Source organism: Kineococcus aridisoli (assembly GCF_050871885.1).
Lineage (GTDB): Bacteria > Actinomycetota > Actinomycetes > Actinomycetales > Kineococcaceae > Kineococcus.
Genome location: NZ_JBJLSF010000005.1, coordinates 55,445 through 76,386, shown reverse-complemented (window position 1 = coordinate 76,386; position 20,942 = coordinate 55,445). Strand labels below are relative to the sequence as shown.

Below are 20,942 nucleotides of genomic sequence, written 5' to 3'. Positions count from 1 at the left end.
CTCAGTCCGGCTCGGGGGCGACGAAGGGCGTGGACAGCACGCCGATCCCCTCGACCTCCACCTCCACGCGCTGGCCGGCGCGCACCGGCCCGACCCCCGCGGGGGTGCCGGTGAGGATGACGTCGCCCGGCAGCAGGGTCATGGCCTGCGAGACGTGGGCGACGATGGCGGCGACGTCGTGGACCATGAGCGAGGTCCGCCCGTCCTGGACGACCTCGACCTCCTCGTCGGCGCCGGTGCCGGTGATCCGGCGGGTCTCGATGCGCACGTCGGCCGGGTCCAGCTCGGTCTCGATCCACGGCCCCAGCGGGGTGAACCCGTCGGCGCCCTTGGCGCGCCACCACTGCTTGTCGGACTCCTGCAGGCCGCGCGCGGTGACGTCGTTGGCCACGGTGTAGCCGTAGACCACCTCGGGCACCCGCGCGAGCGGCACGTCCTTGCACAGCCGGCGGATGACGACGGCGAGCTCGCCCTCGTAGTGCAGCTCCTCCCCCGCCCAGGCGGGGATGACCAGGGGGTCGCCGGGACCGGCCACCGAGGTGTTAGGCACCGTGAACACCAGCGGTTCGTCGGGCACCTCGTTGCCGAGCTCGGCGGCGTGCGCGGCGTAGTTGCGGCCCACGCCCAGCACCTTGGAGCGCGGGATGACCGGGGCCAGCAGCCGGGCGTCGACCAGCGGCACGCGCTCGCCCGTCGGGTTCAGCGGCGTGAAGAGCGGGTCGCCGGAGACGACGAGCAGCTCCTCCTCGCCGGGGGCGCCCTCGACGACGCCGTAGCGGGGGTCGGAACCGCCGGACGAGAACCTCGCGATGCGCATGCGGCTCACCCTAGTGGCCGCCCGCACGCCCTCCCGGGGCCCGGTGGGGGTCCGCGCCGGACCCCGGGGAGGGCGGCCGCTCAGACGAGGCGGTGCAGCCAGCCGTGGGTGTCCTCGGCCCGCCCGTACTGCAGGTCCGTCAGCCGCGCCCGGATCGCGGAGGTGACCTCGCCCGCCTCGCCGGTGCCGTGCACGAGCTCGCCGTCGGCGGACAGCAGCCGGCCCACGGGGGTGACGGCCGCGGCGGTGCCGCAGGCGAAGACCTCGGTGATCCGCCCGGAGGCCACGCCCTGGCGCCACTCGTCGATGCTCACGCGGCGCTCGCCCACCTCGTGGCCGAGGTCCTGCGCCAGCTGCAGGATGGAGGAGCGTGTGATGCCCTCGAGGATGGTGCCGGTCAGCTCGGGGGTGACGATCGAGCCGTCGTCGTGGACGAAGAACAGGTTCATCCCCCCGAGCTCCTCGACGTAGCGGTGCTCGCTGGCGTCCAGGAAGCACACCTGGTCGCACCCGTGCTCGGCGGCCTCGTCCTGCGCGGCCAGGCTCGCGGCGTAGTTGCCGCCGCACTTGGCGGACCCGGTGCCCCCGAAGGCGGCGCGGGTGTACTCCTGCGACAGCCAGATCGAGACCGGCTTCACGCCGCCGGTGAAGTAGCTGCCCGCCGGGGAGGCGATGACGAGGAACTTCACCTCGTGCGCCGATCGCACGCCGAGGAAGGCCTCGGTGGCCACCATGAACGGGCGCAGGTACAGCGAGGACTCCCCGCCGGAGGGGACCCACGCCTCGTCGGTGCGCACGAGCTGGGTGATCGCCTCCAGGAACATCTGCTCACCCACCTCCGGCAGCGCCAGCCGGCGCGCCGAGCGGTCCATGCGGGCGGCGTTGGCCTCGGGGCGGAACGTCCAGACGCTGCCGTCGGCGTGGCGGTAGGCCTTCAGCCCCTCGAAGACCTCCTGCGCGTAGTGCAGGACGGCGGCGGCCGGGTCCAGCTGCAGCGGGCCGTAGGGCACGATCCCGGCGTCGTGCCAGCCGGTGCCCCTGGTCCAGGTGGCCAGCGCCATGTGGTCGGTGAAGTGCTTGCCGAACCCGGGGGCGGCCAGGACCTCCGCGCGCCGCTCCGCCGCCACCGGCACCGCCGAGCGCGTCACCGGGAAGGTGACCGGGGACGTCGCGGCGGCCGTGGCGGTCTCGGCGGTCGGTGCGGTGGACGTGGCGCTCATGCGCTCTCTCCTCGTCGGCGGGGTGGTGGTTCGACGGTACTCCGGGACGCGGGCGCCCCGGGGCGGTGGTCCGGGCGGTGGTTCAGGCGCTCGCCGCCGCGGCCAGCGCGTCGCCGACCTCGGCGGTGCGGCGCGGGCCGACCTCGCCGCCGGCGCGGCGGGCCAGGTCGGCGGTGACGGCGGCGTCGACGCGGGCGGCGGCGTCGGCGAAGCCCAGGTGCGCCAGCATCAGGGACACCGAGAGCACGGCGGCGGTGGGGTCGGCGACCTGCTGCCCGGCGATGTCGGGCGCCGAGCCGTGCACGGGCTCGAACATGCTCGGCGCCGTGCGGTCGGGGTTGACGTTGCCGGAGGCGGCCAGGCCGATGCCCCCGGTGACGGCTGCGGCGAGGTCGGTGAGGATGTCGCCGAAGAGGTTGTCGGTGACGATGACGTCGAAGCGGGCCGGGTCGGTCACCAGGAAGATCGTCGCCGCGTCGACGTGCAGGTAGTCGACGGCCACGTCGGGGAACTCCGCGTGCACGGCCTCGACGGTGCGCCGCCACAGGTGCCCGGCGTGCACGAGGACGTTGTGCTTGTGCACGAGGGTGAGCTTGCGGCGCGGGCGCGCCGCGGCCCGCGCGAAGGCGTCGCGCACGACGCGCTCGACGCCGAAGGCGGTGTTGACGCTGACCTCGGTGGCGATCTCGGCGGGGGTGCCCACCCGCAGCGCCCCGCCGTTGCCGACGTAGGGCCCCTCGGTGCCCTCGCGGACGACGACGAAGTCGACCTCGCCGGGCTCGGCCAGCGGTGTCGGCACCCCGGGGTACAGCTTGGACGGGCGCAGGTTCACGTAGTGGTCCAGGGCGAAGCGCAGCTTCAGCAGCAGCCCGCGCTCCAGGACGCCGCTGGGCACGCTGGGGTCGCCGACGGCGCCCAGCAGGATCGCGTCGTGGCCGCGGACCTCCTCCAGCACGCTGTCCGGCAGCGTCTCGCCGGTGCGGTGGTAGCGGCGGGCGCCGAGGTCGTACTCGGTGGTGGCGATCCGCTCCCCCGTCGGGCCGAGCACCGCGGCGAGGACCTTGAGCGCCTCCGCGGTGACCTCCTGCCCGATGCCGTCGCCGGGGATGACCGCCAGTCGCAGGGTGTCCGCCATGGCGCGAGCGTAGCGGAGGCCGGTTCCCGCCCGTCCAGCATGCGGGACCGGCGTCCCAGGATGCGGACGGCTGGCGGCCGGTGCCGCGGGCGGCCGGCGTCCTCCCGGCGGTGGAGGCGGCAGTGGTCCCGCGGTCTGACGCCCCCGCCGGTGCGGCTGCCTACGCTCGAGCGGTGCCGCGGCAGAACGTCTTCGACCGCGTCGTCAGCTGGACGCGCGCCAACAGCCTCCTCGTCGACGCCCTCAACGCCCTCGTGCTGGCCGGGCTCGCCGGCCTCTTCAGCGCGGCCGACACCGCCGGCGGCGGGCTGTTCTCCGGGTTCCTGGGCCTGGCCATGTGCCTGCCGCTGGCGGTGCGCCGCCGCTTCCCCGAGGTCAGCGGCGGCCTCGTCGCCTTCTTCGGGATCGTCCAGCTGCTGGCGCCCTCGCCCTCGTTCGGCAACGTGGCCGTGCTGGTGGCGGTCTACTCCATGGCCGCCTACGGCCGGCGCTGGGCGTCCCTGGGCGGTCTGGCCCTGGGGTTGTTCGGTTCCGCGCTGTGCTCGCTGCGGTTCTTCTCCTCCGCCGGGCTGGGCAGCGTCGTCGTGGGGGCGTTCTTCATCGCCTTCATGGTCCTGGCCTCCTGGGCGCTGGGCAGCCTGCGCCGGGCCAGCCGGCAGAACGAGCTCGCCCTGCTGGAGCGCGCGCGCCTGCTGGAGGTCGAGCGCGAGAACGAGTCCCGGCTGGCGGCCACCGCCGAGCGCCAGCGCATCGCCCGCGAGATGCACGACGTCGTGGCCCACTCCCTGTCGGTGATCATCGCCCAGGCCGACGGCGGGCGCTACGCCGCGGCCGCGGACCCGCGGGCGGCCGCGCAGGTGCTGGAGACGATCGCCGGCACCGGCCGGCAGGCGCTGTCGGACATGCGCGGGCTGCTGGGGGTGCTGCGCCAGGGACCCGGCGACGAGCGCGCGCCCCAGCCGGACGCGCGGCAGATCCCCGACCTCGTCGAGCAGGTGCGCGCCAGCGGCCTGGACGTGGCGGTGCGCGTGCACGGGCAGCCGCGCGAGCTGCCGCCCGCCATCGGCCTGGCGGCGTACCGGATCGTGCAGGAGTCGCTGACCAACGTCCTCAAGCACGCCGGGCCCCGCGCGCGCGCGGCCGTCGAGGTCCGCTGGGACCCCGACGCCCTGCGCCTGGGGGTCGACGACGACGGCCGCGGGGCCGCCGCGCTCGTGCAGGCCGGTCCCGGCGGGCAGGGCCTGGTCGGCATGGGGGAACGTGCCCGGCTGCACGGCGGTGCCGTCACGGCGGGACCCCGCCCCGGCGGCGGGTTCAGCGTGCGGGCGACCCTCCCCTACGGTTCGTGACGTGACGCCCCTCGACGCCCCCGCCGGCCTCCCGGACACCGGCCCCGTCCGCGTCGTCCTCGTCGACGACCAGCAGCTCGTGCGGGCGGGTTTCCGCATGGTGATCGACTCCCAGCCCGACCTGCAGGTCGTCGGCGAGGCCTCCGACGGCCTGGACGCCGTCCGGGTCGTCACCTCGACCCCGTGCGACGTCGTCCTGATGGACGTGCGCATGCCCGGCCTCGACGGCATCGAGGCCACCCGGCGCATCACGGCCGCCGCGGGCGGCGAGGGCGCGCCGCGGGTGGTGGTCCTGACCACCTTCGACCTCGACGAGTACGTCGTCTCCGCGATCGGCGCGGGCGCCAGCGGTTTCCTGCTCAAGGACGCCCCGCCGGAGGAGCTGCTCGCGGCCGTGCGCACCGTGCACGCCGGCGACGCCGTCATCGCCGCCAGCTCCACCCGGCGGCTGCTGCAGCACGTGGGCCCGATGCTGCGCGCGGGTGCCGCCGCCCCCGCCGCGAGCGCGCAGACCCTGCCCACCGACCTCACCCCGCGCGAGCTGGAGGTGCTGGAGTGCATGGCGCACGGGCTGACCAACGGCGAGATCGCGCAGCGGTTCTTCGTCTCGGAGGCGACCGTGAAGACGCACGTGGGGCGGGTGCTCGCCAAGACGCGCTCGCGCGACCGCGTCCAGGCGGTCGTGCTCGCCTTCTCCGCCGGGCTGGTGCAGCCCGGCGACGTGCTGCGCGACGCGCGCTGAGGCGTCCGACCACGGGATGACCCGGGCGCTGCGCGTCCACCGCAGGGCCGACGCCCGCGGGGCGCCGGGATCAGTTCCGCGCCGGACGCGCCGCGGGCGGGGCAGCTCCTAGCGTCGAGGGCGTTGGAGAACGCCTGCGAACCGGGAGCGACCGTGACCGAACACCCCAGCCCGCACCACCCGTCCGCGGTGGTGGACGCCGCCCGGCCGGCGGTGCGCGCCGTCGGCCTGCGCAAGACCTACGGGCGCGGCGACGCCCGGGTGCACGCCCTGGCCGGTGTCGACGTCGACTTCAGCCGGGGCGAGTTCACGGCCATCATGGGCCCCTCCGGCTCGGGCAAGTCCACCCTCATGCACTGCCTGGCGGGCCTGGACACCGCGAGCGCCGGGCAGGTGTTCCTCGGCGACACCGAGCTCACCTCGCTGCGCGACGCCGAGCTGACGCGGGTGCGCCGCGACCGGGTGGGTTTCGTCTTCCAGTCCTTCAACCTGCTGCCGGTGCTGGACGCCCGCGAGAACCTGCTGCTGCCGCTGCGGCTGGCCGGCCGGGAACCCGACACCGCCTGGATGGACGACGTGGTGCGGCGCCTGGGCCTGACCGACCGCCTGCGGCACAAGCCGCACGAGCTGTCCGGCGGCCAGCAGCAGCGCGTGGCCGTGGCCCGCGCCCTGCTGCCGCGCCCCGACGTCGTCTTCGCCGACGAGCCGACGGGCAACCTGGACTCGCGCGCCGGCGCCGAGGTGCTCAGCCTGCTGCGCGGCAGCGTGCGGGAGTTCGGCCAGACCGTCGTCATGGTCACCCACGACCCGGTGGCGGCCAGCTACGCCGACCGCGTCGTGCTCATCGCCGACGGGCGCCTGGCGGGCGGGCTCGTGCAGCCCACGCCCGACGACGTCATCGACGCCCTGCGCACCCTGGGGGCCTGAGGTGTTCCGCACCACCGCCGCCCAGCTGCGCGCCCACGTGGCGCGCGTCCTCGCCTCCTGCCTGGCGATCGTCATCGCCGTCGGGTTCGTCGTCGCGACGCTGTCGCTGAACGCCTCCGCCGAGGCCGGCGTCCTGGAGGCCGTCGGCGCCCAGTACACCGCCAGCGACGTCGTCGTCACCGCAGGGGAACACCCCGGCGACGAGGCCGCGGCGGCCCTGGGCGCCCTCGTCGGCCCCCTGACCGCGACGCCCGGCGTCGCCGCCGTCTCCCTCGACCGCAGCACCACCGCGCAGGTGCGCTGGCCCGAGCGCACCGGCAGCTCCTACACCTCCGTGCAGAGCCTGGGGACGGCCGAGCAGCTGCGCTGGCAGCGCCCGGCGGCCGGCCGGCTGCCGACCGGCCCCGGGGAGGTGGCGGTCTCCACCCGCGCCGGCGTCGAGCCGGGGACGGTGCTGTCGGTGACCGCCCTGCCTCCCGTCGACGCGCCCGCCGAGCCCGCCGCCGAGCCCGCCGCCGAGCCCGCCGCCGAGCAGGTGCGGGTCGTCGGCACCGTCGACCTCGGGGGCGACCCGACGGCCGGGATCGCGCCGCGGCTCTTCGCCACCGACGCCCAGGTGCTCGCCTGGGGCGGGAGCGGCGTCGAGCAGCTGCGGCTGGCGGCCGCCGGCGGGACGTCGCCCGAGCAGCTGCTCGAGCGGGTGGGCGCGCTGCTGCCCGCCGGTGCGGGGCTCTCGGCGCTGACCGGTGCGCAGGCCGCCCAGCAGGTCGCCGACGCCTACACCGGCGACGCGCAGAGCCTGACCAGCGTGCTGCTGGTCTTCGGCGCCGTCGCGGTGCTGGTGGCCGGTCTGGTCATCGCCAACACGTTCGCCGTGGTGCTGGCCCAGCGCACCCGCGAGATGGCGCTGCTGCGCTGCGTGGGCGCCACCCGCGGCCAGGTCGGGCGCGGGGTGCTGCTGGAGGCGCTGGTCGTGGGGCTGCTCGCCTCCGCGGTCGGCGTGGCCGCCGGAGCGGCCCTGGCCGCCGCGGTCGGCGCGGTGGTGGCGCGCACCGACGCGCCGATCGCGCTGGACCGGCTCGTCGTGCCGCCCGTCGCGGTCGTCGTCGGCCTGCTCCTGGGCACGCTGGTGACGGTGGCCGCGGCCGCCGCCCCCGCCCGGGCGGCCACCCGGGTCGCGCCGCTGGCGGCGCTGCGCCCGCTGGCGCCGGCGGCGGTGCGCTCGCGCGCCGGGCTGGTGCGCCTGGTGCTCGGCCTGGTGGTGCTCGTGCCCTCGACGGCCGCGATGGCCCTCTCCGCCCGCTCCGGCAGCCTCACCCCCGCGGTGGGGGCCGGTGCGCTGAGCTTCCTCGGCTTCCTGCTCGTCGCCCAGCGCCTGGTGCCCGCGGTGGTCGCCGTCGCGGGTGCGCCGTTCGGCCGCCTCGGCGGGGTCCCGGCCCGGCTGGCGGCCGGCAACGCCTCGCGCAACCCGCGGCGGACGGCGGCCACGGCGACCGCGCTGGTCATCGGGGTCACCCTGACGACGGCCATGGTCGTCGGCGCCGCCTCCACCCGGGCCAGCGCGGCCGACGCCATCGAGGCCGCCTACCCCACCGACGTCGTCGTGCAGGGCTCGGACGGCGTCGGGGCGCAGGTGCTCGACGCGCTGCGCGGGCTGGAGCAGGTGGCCTCGGTGGCCGCCGTCGACGAGGTGCAGGTCGTGGACGCGGCCGGGAACGGCTTCCCGCTCACCGGCGTCGACCCCGCCGCGGCGCGCGAGGTCGTGCGCTCGCAGCAGCGCTCGCCGGTGCCCGCCGAGGGACAGGTGGTCCTGTCGACCGGGGCCGCCGCCACGCTGGGCGTGGGCGACGGCGAGCGCCTGCGGGTGCGCGCGGACCCCGGCACCGGCGGGCCCGCGAGCGGACCGGAGGTCGAGCTGGCGGTGCGCGTCGCGCCGGGCACCGAGCAGTTCGCGGTCGCCACGGCCGCCGACGTGCGCCGCGCGGCCCCGGACGCGCAGCCGACCGGGGCGTGGGTCCGGTTGCGGGAGGGGCTCTCGGACGCCGAGGAGGGCGCCGCCGTCGACGCGGTGACCGACGTGGTCGCCGGCGCGCTGCCGACCAGCGACGTGAGCGGTGTCGTGGCGCTGCGCTCGAGCCTGGACCAGCTGCTGACGACGATGCTGCTCATCGTCACGGGGCTGCTGGCGGTCGCGGTGGTCATCGCGCTCATCGGGGTCGGCAACACGCTGGCGCTGTCGGTGGTGGAGCGGCGCCAGGAGTCGGGGCTGCTGCGGGCGCTGGGGCTGACCCGCGGGCAGCTGCGCGCACTGCTGGCCTGGGAGGCGCTGCTGGTGGCCGGGGTCGCCGGGGTGATCGGCGTGGTGCTGGGCACCGGCTACGGGCTGGCCGGCACCTCCTCGGTGCTCGCGGCGGAGGCGCCGGTCGTCCTGGACGTCCCCTGGCTGCAGGTGGCCGGGATCGTCGTGGTGGCCGGGCTCGCCGGGGTGCTGGCCTCGGTGCTGCCGGCGCGGCGGGCCGCGAAGACCCCGCCGGTGGCGGCCATCGCCGACTGAGGGGTGGGCGGGCGCGGGCCGGGCGGTGAGGAGGGGAACCGCCCGGCCCGTCGCGCTGCGTCACCCGTTCGGACCGCCGTTGCGCCGAACGCCTCACCCCTTGGTGACGCTTGGTGCACGATGAGTGACGGCTCGCGATGGCCGCGAGCCGCTGAGGGGGGAACTCAGATGCTTCACCGCCGCCGCGGCACGCTCGCCGCGTCCGTCCTGGCCGTGCTCGCCACCACGGCCGCCTCGCTGCTCGCCGCGACCCCGGCCTCCGCCGCGGCCGCCCCGCGGCTGAGCGTGCGCAACGCCACCGTCCAGCTCGTGGCGCCCGCGCAGAACCCGCTGACCGACGACTGCTTCAGCGGCTGGAGCTCGGGCAACTGCGGCTTCGGGATGGTCACCGCCGACCTCACCGGCTTCGACGCCTTCGGCGGCGTCCCCTCCTGCGACCCGGAGGACGCGACGTACTCGCAGGAGTGCGAGCTGCCGGTCGCCTCCCTGGTGCAGACGGCGGGCACGAAGGTGGACCTCGTCGTCCGCTGCGCCGGCAAGTGGCTGCCGCGCATCGCCTCCGTCCCGGTCGACACCGTGCCCGACCGCGCGGGCGTCACCGACGTCTCGGCGTTCAACCGCACCAGCAGCGACTCCGCGCGCGTGAGCATCGCCTTCTACCTCCCCACGCCCTCCCAGCTGCGCGTGTGCGGCGGCGCCCAGACCCGCCTGCTCGGCGCGTCCGCCCGCAGCATCACCGTCGGCTGGGCCAGCGAGTCCGGCGCGGTCCCCGCCGGCACGGGCCGCGTGCCCGGCGTGCACCGCTTCCCGGTGGGCTGACCGGCGCGCAGCGCCCGCGCCGGGGCGGTGCGGCCCCGGCGTGCCATCCTGCTCGGCATGGCTGTCGTGAAGATCAACGCGATCGAGGTCCCCGAGGGCGGCGGGCCGGAGCTGGAGCGCCGCTTCGCCCACCGCATGGGCGCCGTCGAGGGGACGCCGGGCTTCCTCGGCTTCGAGCTGCTGCGGCCCGTGGCCGGTGAGACGCGCTACTTCGTCTACACCCGCTGGGAGACCGAGGAGGCCTTCCGGAGCTGGGCGGACGGCGGGGCGAAGGCCGCGCACGCCGGTGAGCGCGCCAGGCCCGTGGCCACGGGGGCGAGCCTGCTGGAGTTCGAGGTCGTCCTGGGGGCCGACCCCGCTCCCTGACCCGGCCCGGGTGCGGCTGTTGCGGTCCGCAACCACCCGGTCGCACCATGATTCATGGCGCTGCACCGGACGCGCGCGAGCGACCCCTCCGTCGAGGGGCTGTTCAGCGTGCAGGACGCCCTCGAGGGCTCCCCGTGCTACCGCGCGTCCGACGCCGCCGAGGTCCTGGGCGTGCACCTGTCGACGGTGTACCGGTGGATGCGCGAGGGCGTCCTGCAGCCGTGCGCCGGTGAGCACCTGCGGTACCTGCACGTCACCCGCACCTCGGTGCTCGCCCTGCGCGAGCACGGCCCCGGTGCCGGCACCGGCGGGGCCCACCAGCCGCGGCACGGGCGCGGCTGACCGGACCGGGCCGGCCGGAGTCGACCGGGGGTGACCCGGGGAGGGTCACGAGCGCCGGCGCACCCGCACCGGTCCGCGCGCCCTCGACGGGTCCACGACGCGCCCGGCCTGGACGATCTCCGCCTCCCCCGCCGCGACGAGCCGGCGGGCGGCGGCGCGGGCGGGCTCGGCCAGGGCCCGCCAGTCGTCGCCGCCGACGGCGCGGGCCGCCTCGTCCGGTGACACCCCGGCCCGGGAGCTGCGCTCGAGCAGCGCGCGCAGGGCGGTGTCGAGCCGCGCGTCCACCCGGGCCCCGGCTCCCCCGGCCCGGCGCCGGCAGGCGTCGGAGCAGTGGCGGACCTGCTCCCAGTCGCGTTCCCACTTCCTGCGCCAGGTGATGGTGCGCCCGCACACGGCGCAGTCCTTCGTCGGCAGGGTGCGGCCGGCCACCCTGCACCTCCTCCGGCCCGGGAGCGGCTGCCGCGGTCGCGGAGCCCGCGGGCATCGTGCGCCCGCCGCCGCCCGCGCGCGAGCGGGAGGGGGACCGCTGCGGCCTGGCCCGCCGCGGCGGCACGCGCTACGTTGGGCCCGTCCGGCAAGTTGCACCTTCAACGACAGGAGCTCCCGTGAGCGACGTCAAGCTCGCCATCGTCTACTACTCGGCCACCGGCACCACCCGCGCCATGGCCGAGCGCCTGGCCGCCGCCGGCGAGCAGGCCGGCGCGGAGGTCCGGCTGCGCCAGGTCGAGCGCCAGGCCACCGGCGGCGAGAAGGCGGCCACCGACGCCCAGGCCGCCGAGGCCGAGGCGGCCAAGGGCGCACCCGGCGCCACCGCCGACGACATCGTGTGGGCCGACGCGGTCCTCTTCGGCTCCCCCACCCGCTACGGCAACATCGCCGGCCAGCTGAAGATCTTCATCGACTCCCTGGGCGCCCAGTGGGCCCAGGGCCTGCTGGCCGACAAGGTCTACGCCGGCTTCACCACCTCCCAGACCGCCCACGGCGGCCAGGAGACGACCCTCATCGCGCTCTACAACACGATCTACCACTTCGGCGGCATCATCGTCCCGCCCGGCTACACCGACGGGCTGAAGTTCGTCGACGGCAACCCCTACGGCGTCAGCCACGTCACCGGCGGCGGCAACGACATCCCGCTGGGCGAGGCCGAGCTGAACGCCCTGGACCACATGGCCACCCGCGTGGTCGGCGTGGCGCGCAAGCTGCGCTCGGCCTGAGGCTCAGCGCTCCACGCGCTCCAGCTCCCAGGTCCGGGCCCGCTGCGCGGAGGCGGCCGAGCAGGTGAGCTGGTGCGCGGGGGCGGTGCCCTCGCGCAGGTGCACCCGCACCGGCGCACCCCGGACCTGCAGGTCCACCACCCAGCGGCCGTCCTCCCCGCGCACCGCGGCCCGCGGGCGGACCGCCTCCAGCTCGTCCAGGTCGTCGAGCAGGCGCACGTGCCCCTCGGCGGCCTGGACGACCATGGCGTCGCAGCTGCGCCCGCGCAGCAACGAGGGCAGCAGCCGGCCGGAGCCGACCGCCGCCACCAGCGCCGGGGCGTCCTGCGGCTGCACGCGCCCGTGCACCGCGCCGTCCGGCAGCGTCAGCACCGTCGCGGCGAAGCGGTCGCCGCCCAGGTGCGAGCACTCCCACACCTGCTCGGGCACCAGCGCGGCGAGCGCGTCCACGACCGGGCGCCCGCGCAGCGCGCAGCACCAGTCCTTGCGCCCGTGGGTGCACACGAGCAGCAGCGGGTCCCGGTGCACGCTCCAGCCGGTGTCGGCGGCGGCGGCCGCGGCCAGCTCCTCCAGCCGCGCGGTGCGGGTGAGCACCGCCGAGCGCCCGCGCCGGACGTCGGCGAAGAAGAGGCGCCGGGGCCCGTCGGGGTCGCGCCCGGCGGCCGACGGGCGGCGCACCAGCAGCAGCCGCACCCCGCGCTCGGCGGCCACCTGCCGCAGCCGGTCGGTCAGCTCCCCGCCGAGCCGGGTGGCCGGCACGGCACCCGGCCCCCACGGCCCCGGTTCCTCCACGAGCAGGTAGCCCCGCACGCCGGTGGCCGTGCCGAGCAGCTGGTCGCCGCGCTGCTCGGCCTGCGCGGCGCAGGAGAACCTGCGCCCGGCCGCCGGTGCGCTCAGACCGGTCCCTGCCCGTCCTGCTCGTCGGCCACGAGCACGTGCTCGCGCACCAGCCGGCGCAGCACCACGAGGGCGTCGGCCTCGTCGACGCCGAGGCCGGCGTCCACCAGGGCCGCGGCGGAGCCGCCGACGGCCAGGACCTGCTGCAGCACCGGCAGCAGCCAGCCGGGGAAGGAGACCGTCCGGTCCCCCAGGCGCACCTCGGCGCGCTCCCCCGCGGGCTCGACCCGCGCGCCGAGCCCGCGGCGCGGGCGCAGCAGCCGCTCGGCGCCCAGCGAGCGCGCGAGCTCGTCCTGGGCCAGCGGCGCGACGGGTTCGGCGGGCACGGCCCGGGCGCGGCGGCGGGCGACCAGGCGGCGCACGGCCGCGTCGTCGAGCTCGTCCAGCCAGCGCTGGGCGGCCGCGCGGAAGAGCGCGACCTCCTCGTCGCCGACGTCGGCGGAGCCCACGGGCAGCGCCCGGCGCAGCGCGAGGTCGCCGCGGCCCGCGGAGGCGACGGCGTCGGTGAGCACGTCCGCCCACGTCGTCGACAGCAGGCCGATGGTCAGGTGGATGGAGCGCTCGTCGGTGGTGCGCGCCGAGTGCAGCCAGCCGCGCGGCAGGAACAGCGCGTCGCCGGGTTCGAGCACGGTGTCGACGACGGGGGCGCGACCGCCCACCGGGTCCGGTCCCAGCGCCCTGGAGGGCTGCGACTTCAGCGGCAGCTCGAGCGCCGGCGGGTGGATCGTCCAGTGCTTGCGCCCGTCGACCTGCAGCACGACGACGTCGTGGGTGTCGTGGTGGGGCTTGAAGCCCTGCGCCCCCGGCGGGGTGACGTACACGTTGACCTGGCACTGGTGGCCGAGGTCGGCGGCCAGGTCGGCGCAGAAGCGGGCCAGCGGCGGCCACGTGCGGTGCAGCGCCTGCAGCACGATCGTCGCGCCCTCCGCGTAGCCGCGCGCCACGCCCTCGCTGTCGGCGAGGTCGGACAGCTGCTGGTTGCCCGCGACGGCCTTGCGCGTGAAGGAGTCGCGCGGCAGCCCGACGCCGTCCTTGACCATCGTGAAGAACGGGGTGCGCAGCGCGCGCGGGCCGAGCAGCTCGTCGACGTCTGCCGGCGAGAGCAGGTCGTGCACGTCGGCGCGCCCGCCCTCGGCGGCGCGGTCGGCGGCGCGCACCAGCAGCGGGCGCCCGTTCCAGTGCTCGGTGGCGATGTCGTCCGCGGCGGCGCCGAAGCAGCGGCGCAGCGCCGGACCCGCACCCGCCGCCGGGGAGGCGTCCCCGGCGACGGGGCGGGAGGGAGCCAGCGTCACGTCAGGAGCCCGCGGGGTCGCTGCCCGCCGGGTCCGAGCCCGCGGGGTCCACCTGGGTGGAGTCGGAGTCGCCGGAGTCGGCGTCGCCGCCCTCGCCGCCGGCGGGGTCGGTGCCGGCCGGGTCCGATCCGGCGGGGTCGACCTGGGTGGCGTCGGAGTCGCCGGAGTCGGCGTCGCCGGAGCCGCCGGCCACGCCGGTGGGCGTCGTGGTGATGTCGTCGTCGCTGAGTTCGCTCATGGTCGCGAGCGTGCCAGCTGCCCGCCGCGCGCGCACCCCCGTGCGCGCACCCGCCCGCCCGCGCACCCGGGCAGCGGCCCGGCGGTAGGTTCGCCCGTCGTGACCCCGGCCGACCCGCTCCCGCAGCCCGTCCCCCTCGTGGTCGTCGTCACCACCGGCGGCACCATCGCCAGCACCCGCGACGAGCGCGGCGTGAGCGCGCCCTCGCTGTCGGGCGCCGACGTCGTCGGGGACGCCGGTGCGCGCGCCGGGGTGGCCGTGCGGACGGTGGAGGCGCTGCACGCGGACTCCTCGACGCTGACGCTGGAGCAGGCGGCGCTCGTGCGCGGGGCGTGCGCGTCGGCGCTGGCCGGGCGGGACGTGCGGGGGGTGGTCGTCCTGCACGGCACCGACTCCCTGGAGGAGACGGCGTTCCTGCTGGACCTGCACCACGACGACGAGCGCCCGGTGGTGCTCACCGGCTCGCAGCGCACCGCCGACGACCCGGACAGCGACGCCCCCGCGAACGTGCTCGCCGCGGTGCGCGCGGCCGCCGACCCGGCCGCGCGCAGGCGCGGGGTGCTCGTCGCCTTCGGGGGCCGCCTGCTGCCCGCCGCGGGCACGACCAAGCGGCACACCAGCGCCCTGGACGCCTTCGCGGCCCCGGACCCGCCCGGGCGCGGGCCGGCGCTGCCGTGGCCGGCGGGTGCGCCGTGGCCGCGGGTGGACGTGGTGGCCGTGCACCCGGGCGCCGACGGGGCGCTCGTGGACGCGGCCGCGGCGCTGGGCGCCCGCGGTCTCGTGCTGCAGGCGCTGGGCTCGGGCAACACCACCGCCGCCGTCGTCGAGGCGGTGCGGCGCGCGTGCGCCGCCGGGGTGGCGGTGGTCGTGAGCACGCGCGTGCCCGACGGCCCGACCTCCGTCGGCTACGGCGGCGGGGGCGGCGGGCACGACCTGGCCGCCGCGGGCGCGGTGAGCGCGGGGCGGCTGCGCGCCGGGCAGGCGCGGGTGCTGCTGGCGGTGCTGCTGCGCGCCGGCGCCGACCGCGCGCGGATCGCCGCGGAGTTCACCGCCCGCGGCTGAGGCACCCCCGGCGCGCGGGCGGGCGCCCGGCTGGCACGATCGCGCCGGGGCACCGCCCGGGGCCCACCGCCGCGCGCCGCCGGGCGTCGCCGGACCGCACCGCACGAACGGGGACGACGTGATCGAGCACACCGTCTGCTTCACCCTGGTCCACCCGGAGGGCTCGGAGGCCGAGCGCGCCTTCCTCACCGGGGCGCGCGAGGTGCTCACCGCCGTGCCCGGCGTGCAGGGCTTCACCGTCAGCCGGCAGGTCAGCCCGAAGAGCGCCTTCCGCTTCCGCTTCTCCATGCGCTTCGCCGACGAGGACGCCTACCGCGCCTACGACGCGCACCCGGCGCACACCGCCTTCGTCGCGCAGCGCTGGGCCACCGAGGTGCGCGAGTTCCAGGAGCTGGACTTCACGCCCTGGCCGTGAGGACCGGGGGCCGGACGCGCGAGGGCCCCGCACCGGTTCCGGTGCGGGGCCCTCGGTCGTCCGGCGGCTCGCGTCAGCGGGCGGCGGAACCCTCGACGTAGTCGCTGTCGTCGGACTTCACCCACGCCATGAGCTTGCGCAGCTCGCGGCCGGTGGCCTCGATCGGGTGCTGCTCGGCCTGGGCGCGCAGGCGCTTGAACTCCGGCGCGCCGGCGTCCTGGTCCTCGATGAAGCGCTGGGCGAAGGTGCCGTCCTGGATGTCGGCCAGGACCTCCTTCATGCGCTCCTTGACCGAGGCGTCGATGACGCGCGGGCCGGAGACGTAGTCGCCCCACTCGGCGGTGTCGGAGACGCTCCAGCGCTGCTTGGCGATGCCGCCCTCGTACATGAGGTCGACGATGAGCTTCAGCTCGTGCAGGCACTCGAAGTAGGCGACCTCGGGCTGGTAGCCGGCCTCGGTGAGGACCTCGAAGCCGGTCTGCACGAGCGCCGAGGCGCCACCGCACAGCACGGCCTGCTCGCCGAAGAGGTCGGTCTCGGTCTCCTCGGTGAAGGTGGTCTTGATGCCGCCGGCGCGCAGGCCGCCGATCGCCTTGGCGTAGGCCAGGGCCAGCGGCCAGGCGTTGCCCGTCGCGTCCTGCTCGACGGCGACGATGACCGGCACGCCGCGGCCGTCGACGTACTCGCGGCGCACGAGGTGGCCCGGGCCCTTGGGGGCGACCATGACGACGTCGACGTCGGCCGGGGGCTTGATGTAGCCGAAGCGGATGTTGAAGCCGTGGCTGAAGAACAGCGCCTTGCCGGCGGTGAGGTTGGGCTCGATGGCCTCGGCGTACAGGCCGCGCTGCAGGTGGTCGGGGACCAGGACCATGATGACGTCGGCGGCCTTGGAGGCCTCGAACGGCGTGAGGACCTGCAGGCCCTGCTCCTCGGCCTTGGCGCGGCTCTTGGAGCCCTCCTTCAGGCCGACGACGACGTCGACGCCGGAGTCGCGCAGCGACAGCGCGTGCGCGTGGCCCTGGCTGCCGAAGCCCAGGACCGCCACCTTCTTGCCGGTGATCGTGGACAGGTCGGCGTCGTCGTCGTAGAACATCTCGGCCACTTCGGGTTCTCCTCGTTCGTGTCGTGCGGGGGTTCAGGCGGACCGCAGCGCGCGGTCCGAGATGGCGCGGCCACCGCGCGCGAGCGCGACGGAGCCGGACTGGACGAGCTCGCGGATGCCGAACGGCTCCAGCACGCGCAGCAGCGCGGCCAGCTTGTCCGGGCTCCCGGTGGCCTCGACGGTCACCGCGTCGGGGGCGACGTCGACGACGTGCGCGCGGAAGAGCTGCACGGTGTCGAGCACCTCCCCGCGGGCCGCGGCGTCGGCGCGCACCTTGACGAGCAGCAGCTCGCGCTGGACGGAGGCGCCGTCCTCGAGCTCGACGATCTTCAGGACGTTGACCAGCTTGTTGAGCTGCTTGGTCACCTGCTCCAGCGGCTGGGTCTCCACGTCGACGACGATGGTCATCCGGGAGATCTCGCTGCGCTCGGTCGGCCCGACCGTGAGGGAGTGGATGTTGAAGTTCCTGCGCGCGAACAGCGAGGTGATGCGCATCAGGACGCCCGGCCGGTTCTCGACCAGGACGGAGAGGGTGTGGCGGCTCATCAGGAGATCACCTGCACGTGCGCGGGGTCGTCGGTGGACACGCCGTCGCTGTCGGCCTCGCGGTCCCACTCCGGGGACAGCCCGCGGGCGTACTGGATGGCGTCGTTGCTCACGCCGGCCTCGACCATCGGCCAGACCATGGCGTCGCGGTGGACGCGGAAGTCCACGACGACCGGCACGTCGTTGATCGCCATCGCCTTCTCGATGGTGGCGTCGACGTCCTCGGGCCGCTCGCAGCGCAGGCCCACGCAGCCGTAGGCCTCGGCGAGCTTGACGAAGTCCGGGATCGGCGTGGAGTGCGCGGTGTGGTGGTCACCGGAGTGCAGGTCGGTGTTGGAGTAGCGCTCGGAGTAGAAGAGCGTCTGCCACTGGCGCACCATGCCGAGGCTGGAGTTGTTGATGATGGCGACCTTCACGGGGATGCCGTTGAGGGTGCAGGTGGCCAGCTCCTGGTTGGTCATCTGGAAGCAGCCGTCGCCGTCGATCGCCCACACGACCGCGTCGGGGCGGCCCACCTTGGCGCCCATGGCCGCGGGCACGGAGTAGCCCATGGTGCCCAGGCCGCCGGAGTTGAGCCAGGTGCGCGGGTTCTCGTACTTGACGAACTGCGCCGACCACATCTGGTGCTGGCCCACGCCGGAGACGTAGACCGCCTCCGGGCCGGCGATGGCGCCGATGCGGGCGATGACGTGCTGCGGGGCCAGCGTGCCGTCGTCGGGCTCGGTGAAGCCCAGCGGGTAGGTCTCGCGCCAGGAGCTCGTCAGGTCCGTCCAGGCGGTGAGGTCCGCGCGCCCGTTCGCCTCGAACTCGGCGGCCACGGCGGCGGTCAGCTCGGCCAGCACGAGCTTGGCGTCGCCGACGATCGGCACGTCGACGGCGCGGTTCTTGCCGATCTCGGCGGGGTCGATGTCGGCGTGGATGACCTTCGCGTGCGGGGCGAAGCTCGGCAGGTCCCCGGTGACGCGGTCGTCGAAGCGGGCGCCGAGGGTGATGAGCAGGTCGGACTTCTGCAGCGCCGCGACCGCCGCCACGGTGCCGTGCATGCCGGGCATGCCGAGGTTGCAGGGGTGCGAGTCGGGGATCGCGCCGCGGGCCATGAGCGTGGTCACCGCGGGGATGCCCGTCAGGTCGGCCAGCGCGATCAGCTCCGGGGAGGCGTCGGCCTTGATGACGCCGCCGCCGACGTAGAGCACGGGGCGGTGCGCGGCGGCGATCAGGCGCGCGGCCTCCTTGACCTGCTTGCCGTGCGGGCGCGTCACGGGCCGGTAGCCGGGCAGGTCCACGCTCGCGGGCCACTCGAAGGAGGTGGTCGCCTGCAGCGCGGACTTGGCGACGTCGACGAGCACCGGGCCCGGGCGGCCGGTGGCGGCCAGGTGGAAGGCCTCGGCGATGGTGCGCGGGATGTCGGCGGGGTCGGTCACCAGGTAGTTGTGCTTGGTGATCGGCGTGGTGATGCCGGCGATGTCGGCTTCCTGGAAGGCGTCGGTGCCGATGGCCTTGGCGCCGACCTGGCCGGTGATGGCCACCATCGGCACGGAGTCCATGTTGGCGTCGGCGATCGGGGTGACGAGGTTGGTCGCCCCGGGCCCGGAGGTCGCCATGCACACGCCGACCTTGCCGGTGGCCACGGCGTAGCCCTCGGCGGCGTGCCCCGCGCCCTGCTCGTGGCGCACGAGGATGTGCCGCACGTGCGGGGAGTCCATCAGCGGGTCGTAGGCGGGCAGGATCGCGCCGCCGGGGATGCCGAAGACGACCTCGACCCCTACCGCCTCCAGGGAGCGGACGAGGCTCTGCGCGCCGGTGAGGGACGCGACGGGGAGCTTCGGGTCCAGGGGCAGCTGCTCTGGCATCTCTGGTGTCCTCCTCGGGCGGTGCCGTTCGCGGTGTCGTGCTCTCGGACGCCCAGCCGGTCGGTCAGCCGGACGCAAAAAGACCCCTCAGCCCGGGATGGCGTGTGAGGGGTCGCGCGCTCGGCCGAACGTGGTCAGCCGGCGCGCTGTCCGATGGCTACGAGGAACCGCATGCGGACGAAGGTAGCCCGGTCGGCCCCCGCTGTCAGCCGCGAACGCGTCGCGTCTCACATCCTGGACAGATCGTCCACCTGGTGGACGCCCGCCGCTCCCCCGCCCCCGCCCACCGCGGGAGGTGGGCGGGGGCGGCTGCGGCCGGGTCAGCGGCAGACGGCCCCGAGGGAGGCCGACTGGACCTGCTTGGCGTACTTGGCCAGCACCCCGCGCGTGAAGACCGGCGGCAGCGGCTGCCAGCCCTCCTTGCGGGCCTCCAGCTCGGCCTCGTCCACGAGGACCTCCAGCGTCTTGCCCGCCACGTCCAGGCGGATGCGGTCGCCGTCGCGCACGAAGGCGATGGGGCCGCCGTCGACGGCCTCCGGCGCCACGTGCCCCACGCACAGGCCCGTCGTGCCGCCGGAGAAGCGGCCGTCGGTCATCAGCAGCACGTCCTTGCCGAGCCCGGCGCCCTTGATCGCCCCGGTGATGGCGAGCATCTCGCGCATGCCGGGACCGCCCTTGGGGCCCTCGTAGCGGATGACGACGACGTCGCCGGCGCCGATCGTGCCGTCCTCCAGCGCGTCCAGGGCCGCGCGCTCGCGCTCGAAGACGCGCGCGGTGCCCTCGAAGACCTCCGAGTCGAAGCCGGCGCTCTTGACGACCGCACCCCCCGGGGCGAGGTTGCCGGACAGGATCGTGATGCCGCCGGTCTTGTGGATCGGGTCGTCCAGCGCCCGCAGCACGACGCCGTCGACGTCCGGCGGCGCGATGTCGGCCAGGTTCTCCGCCATCGTCCTGCCCGTCACGGTCAGCACGTCCCCGTGCAGCAGCCCGGCGTCCAGCAGGGCGCGCATGACGACGGGGATGCCGCCGATGCGGTCGACGTCGACCATGACGTGGCGGCCGAAGGGCTTGAGGTCGCCCAGGTGCGGGACCTTGCCGGCGATGCGGTCGAAGTCGGCCAGCGTGAGGTCCACCTCCGCCTCGTAGGCGATGGCCAGCAGGTGCAGCACGGCGTTGGTGGAGCCGCCCAGCGCCATGACGACGGCGATGGCGTTCTCGAACGCCTCCTTGGTGAGGATCTGCCGCGCCGTGATCCCGTTGGCCAGCAGGTTCACCACGGCCTCGCCGGAGCGGCGGGCGAAGCCGTCGCGGCGGCGGTCGGTGGCCGGCGGCGCGGCGCTGCCCGGCAGCGACATGCCGAGCGCCTCGGCCGCGGCGGCCATCGTGTTGGCGGTGTACATGCCGCCGCAGGCGCCCTCGCCCGGGCAGATGGCGCGTTCGATGGTGTCGACGTCCTCGCGCGACATCAGCCCCCGCGCGCACGCGCCGACGGCCTCGAAGGCGTCGATGAGGGTGACCTCGTGCTCGCTGCCGTCGGACAGCTTGGCCCGCCCCGGCAGGATCGTGCCCGCGTAGAGGAAGACGCTGGCCAGGTCCAGGCGGGCGGCGGCCATGAGCATCCCCGGCAGCGACTTGTCGCAGCCGGCCAGCAGCACCGAGCCGTCCAGGCGCTCGGCGCTCATGACGGTCTCCACGGAGTCGGCGATGACCTCGCGCGAGACCAGCGAGTAGTGCATGCCCTGGTGGCCCATCGAGATGCCGTCGGAGACGGAGATGGTGCCGAACTCCAGGGGGTAGCCCTGCGCGGCGTGCACGCCGTCCTTGACGGCCTTGGCCAGGCGGTCCAGCGGCAGGTTGCAGGGGGTGATCTCGTTCCAGCTGGAGGCGACGCCGATCTGGGGCTTGACCCAGTCGTCGTCGCCCATGCCCACGGCGCGGAGCATGCCGCGCGAGGCCGTCGCCTCGAGGCCGTCGGTGACCGTGCGGCTGCGGGGCTTGATGTCGACACCGGGGGCGACCCGGGGGCCGCGACCGTTCGTCTGCTGCGCTGGAGGG

Annotated in this window: 21 protein-coding genes; 10 read left to right on the top strand and 11 right to left on the bottom strand. The window is 75.9% G+C overall.

Annotation, left to right across the window (positions count from 1 at the left end; translation table 11 throughout):
• Position 1 precedes the first annotated feature (1 nt).
• From ACRYM2_RS02865 to ACRYM2_RS02855, 3 genes are all read right to left on the bottom strand, one after another.
• Positions 2–817, bottom strand: a complete 816-nt coding sequence (locus tag ACRYM2_RS02865; protein ID WP_432519721.1) for a fumarylacetoacetate hydrolase family protein — start codon at positions 815–817, stop codon at positions 2–4.
• Between the two features lie 80 nt (positions 818–897).
• Entirely contained in the window at positions 898–2,037 is a 1,140-nt protein-coding gene (locus ACRYM2_RS02860; RefSeq protein WP_432519720.1) for a branched-chain amino acid aminotransferase, read from the bottom strand.
• 82 nt (positions 2,038–2,119) lie between these two features.
• Positions 2,120–3,172, bottom strand: a complete 1,053-nt coding sequence (locus ACRYM2_RS02855; protein WP_432519719.1) for a 3-isopropylmalate dehydrogenase — start codon at positions 3,170–3,172, stop codon at positions 2,120–2,122.
• 173 nt (positions 3,173–3,345) lie between these two features.
• Here ACRYM2_RS02855 and ACRYM2_RS02850 point away from each other — a divergent pair, with 173 nt between their 5' ends.
• From ACRYM2_RS02850 to ACRYM2_RS02820, 7 genes are all read left to right on the top strand, one after another.
• Complete coding sequence (locus ACRYM2_RS02850) at positions 3,346–4,521, top strand: sensor histidine kinase (RefSeq protein ID WP_432519717.1); 1,176 nt, start codon at positions 3,346–3,348, stop codon at positions 4,519–4,521.
• A gap of 97 nt (positions 4,522–4,618) precedes the next feature.
• Positions 4,619–5,263 (top strand): response regulator, encoded by a 645-nt coding sequence (locus tag ACRYM2_RS02845; RefSeq protein WP_432519756.1) that lies wholly within the window; start codon positions 4,619–4,621, stop codon positions 5,261–5,263.
• Positions 5,264–5,416: 153 nt separating this feature from the next.
• Complete coding sequence (locus tag ACRYM2_RS02840) at positions 5,417–6,190, top strand: ABC transporter ATP-binding protein (protein WP_432519715.1); 774 nt, start codon at positions 5,417–5,419, stop codon at positions 6,188–6,190.
• A 1-nt stretch (position 6,191) separates the two neighbouring features.
• The gene (locus ACRYM2_RS02835; protein ID WP_432519713.1) at positions 6,192–8,744 is read left to right on the top strand and encodes an FtsX-like permease family protein; all 2,553 of its coding nucleotides are present in this window, start codon (positions 6,192–6,194) and stop codon (positions 8,742–8,744) included.
• A 168-nt stretch (positions 8,745–8,912) separates the two neighbouring features.
• Positions 8,913–9,563, top strand: coding sequence for a hypothetical protein (locus ACRYM2_RS02830; protein ID WP_432519711.1), 651 nt, complete (start codon positions 8,913–8,915; stop codon positions 9,561–9,563).
• Positions 9,564–9,620: 57 nt separating this feature from the next.
• Complete coding sequence (locus tag ACRYM2_RS02825; protein WP_432519709.1) at positions 9,621–9,929, top strand: antibiotic biosynthesis monooxygenase family protein; 309 nt, start codon at positions 9,621–9,623, stop codon at positions 9,927–9,929.
• A 54-nt stretch (positions 9,930–9,983) separates the two neighbouring features.
• Positions 9,984–10,271: a helix-turn-helix domain-containing protein gene (locus tag ACRYM2_RS02820; RefSeq protein ID WP_432519707.1), complete on the top strand. Its 288-nt coding sequence runs from the start codon at positions 9,984–9,986 to the stop codon at positions 10,269–10,271.
• A 45-nt stretch (positions 10,272–10,316) separates the two neighbouring features.
• Here ACRYM2_RS02820 and ACRYM2_RS02815 read toward each other — a convergent pair whose 3' ends face one another.
• A complete protein-coding gene (locus ACRYM2_RS02815; protein WP_432519706.1) occupies positions 10,317–10,700 on the bottom strand; it encodes a DUF3253 domain-containing protein in 384 nt (127 codons plus the stop codon).
• Between the two features lie 176 nt (positions 10,701–10,876).
• On the opposite strand from ACRYM2_RS02815, the gene ACRYM2_RS02810 reads away from it, so the two are divergent.
• Positions 10,877–11,485 carry a flavodoxin family protein gene (locus ACRYM2_RS02810; protein ID WP_432519705.1) on the top strand — a complete coding sequence of 203 codons (609 nt, stop codon included), beginning with the start codon at positions 10,877–10,879 and terminating at the stop codon, positions 11,483–11,485.
• 3 nt (positions 11,486–11,488) lie between these two features.
• On the opposite strand, the gene ACRYM2_RS02805 is transcribed toward ACRYM2_RS02810, so the two are convergent.
• The 3 genes from ACRYM2_RS02805 to ACRYM2_RS02795 form a co-directional block, all read right to left on the bottom strand.
• Entirely contained in the window at positions 11,489–12,295 is an 807-nt protein-coding gene (locus tag ACRYM2_RS02805) for a sucrase ferredoxin (RefSeq protein ID WP_432519703.1), read from the bottom strand.
• 83 nt (positions 12,296–12,378) lie between these two features.
• Positions 12,379–13,674, bottom strand: a complete 1,296-nt coding sequence (locus ACRYM2_RS02800; RefSeq protein WP_432519701.1) for a cupin domain-containing protein — start codon at positions 13,672–13,674, stop codon at positions 12,379–12,381.
• Position 13,675: 1 nt separating this feature from the next.
• Positions 13,676–13,912 (bottom strand): hypothetical protein, encoded by a 237-nt coding sequence (locus ACRYM2_RS02795; RefSeq protein ID WP_432519700.1) that lies wholly within the window; start codon positions 13,910–13,912, stop codon positions 13,676–13,678.
• Between the two features lie 99 nt (positions 13,913–14,011).
• On the opposite strand from ACRYM2_RS02795, the gene ACRYM2_RS02790 reads away from it, so the two are divergent.
• The gene (locus ACRYM2_RS02790) at positions 14,012–14,974 is read left to right on the top strand and encodes an asparaginase domain-containing protein (RefSeq protein WP_432519699.1); all 963 of its coding nucleotides are present in this window, start codon (positions 14,012–14,014) and stop codon (positions 14,972–14,974) included.
• A 118-nt stretch (positions 14,975–15,092) separates the two neighbouring features.
• Complete coding sequence (locus tag ACRYM2_RS02785) at positions 15,093–15,389, top strand: Dabb family protein (protein ID WP_432519697.1); 297 nt, start codon at positions 15,093–15,095, stop codon at positions 15,387–15,389.
• 73 nt (positions 15,390–15,462) lie between these two features.
• Here the strand turns inward: ACRYM2_RS02785 and ilvC are convergent, their stop codons facing one another.
• The 4 genes from ilvC to ilvD all read right to left on the bottom strand — a co-directional run bounded on the left by ilvC (position 15,463) and on the right by ilvD (position 20,887).
• Positions 15,463–16,491, bottom strand: a complete 1,029-nt coding sequence (gene ilvC / locus ACRYM2_RS02780; protein WP_432519695.1) for a ketol-acid reductoisomerase — start codon at positions 16,489–16,491, stop codon at positions 15,463–15,465.
• 33 nt (positions 16,492–16,524) lie between these two features.
• Positions 16,525–17,037, bottom strand: a complete 513-nt coding sequence (gene ilvN, locus ACRYM2_RS02775) for an acetolactate synthase small subunit (protein ID WP_432519694.1) — start codon at positions 17,035–17,037, stop codon at positions 16,525–16,527.
• Positions 17,037–18,887, bottom strand: coding sequence for an acetolactate synthase large subunit (locus tag ACRYM2_RS02770; RefSeq protein WP_432519692.1), 1,851 nt, complete (start codon positions 18,885–18,887; stop codon positions 17,037–17,039). Before ACRYM2_RS02770 ends, ilvN begins: the two co-directional genes overlap by 1 nt.
• Before the next feature lie 320 nt (positions 18,888–19,207).
• Entirely contained in the window at positions 19,208–20,887 is a 1,680-nt protein-coding gene (gene ilvD / locus ACRYM2_RS02765; RefSeq protein WP_432519754.1) for a dihydroxy-acid dehydratase, read from the bottom strand.
• Between the last annotated feature and the right edge of the window lie 55 nt (positions 20,888–20,942).

Excerpts from the sequence above, each read along its gene's own strand:
- ACRYM2_RS02770 (WP_432519692.1), bottom strand. The coding sequence starts at position 18,887 with ATGCCAGAGCAGCTGCCCCTGGACCCGAAGCTCCCCGTCGCGTCCCTC.
- ACRYM2_RS02845 (WP_432519756.1), top strand. The coding sequence starts at position 4,619 with ATGGTGATCGACTCCCAGCCCGACCTGCAGGTCGTCGGCGAGGCCTCC.
- ACRYM2_RS02795 (WP_432519700.1), bottom strand. The coding sequence starts at position 13,912 with ATGAGCGAACTCAGCGACGACGACATCACCACGACGCCCACCGGCGTG.
- ACRYM2_RS02825 (WP_432519709.1), top strand. The coding sequence starts at position 9,621 with ATGGCTGTCGTGAAGATCAACGCGATCGAGGTCCCCGAGGGCGGCGGG.
- ACRYM2_RS02855 (WP_432519719.1), bottom strand. The coding sequence starts at position 3,172 with ATGGCGGACACCCTGCGACTGGCGGTCATCCCCGGCGACGGCATCGGG.
- ACRYM2_RS02820 (WP_432519707.1), top strand. The coding sequence starts at position 9,984 with ATGGCGCTGCACCGGACGCGCGCGAGCGACCCCTCCGTCGAGGGGCTG.
- ACRYM2_RS02860 (WP_432519720.1), bottom strand. The coding sequence starts at position 2,037 with ATGAGCGCCACGTCCACCGCACCGACCGCCGAGACCGCCACGGCCGCC.
- ACRYM2_RS02830 (WP_432519711.1), top strand. The coding sequence starts at position 8,913 with ATGCTTCACCGCCGCCGCGGCACGCTCGCCGCGTCCGTCCTGGCCGTG.
- ACRYM2_RS02865 (WP_432519721.1), bottom strand. The coding sequence starts at position 817 with ATGCGCATCGCGAGGTTCTCGTCCGGCGGTTCCGACCCCCGCTACGGC.
- ilvN (WP_432519694.1), bottom strand. The coding sequence starts at position 17,037 with ATGAGCCGCCACACCCTCTCCGTCCTGGTCGAGAACCGGCCGGGCGTC.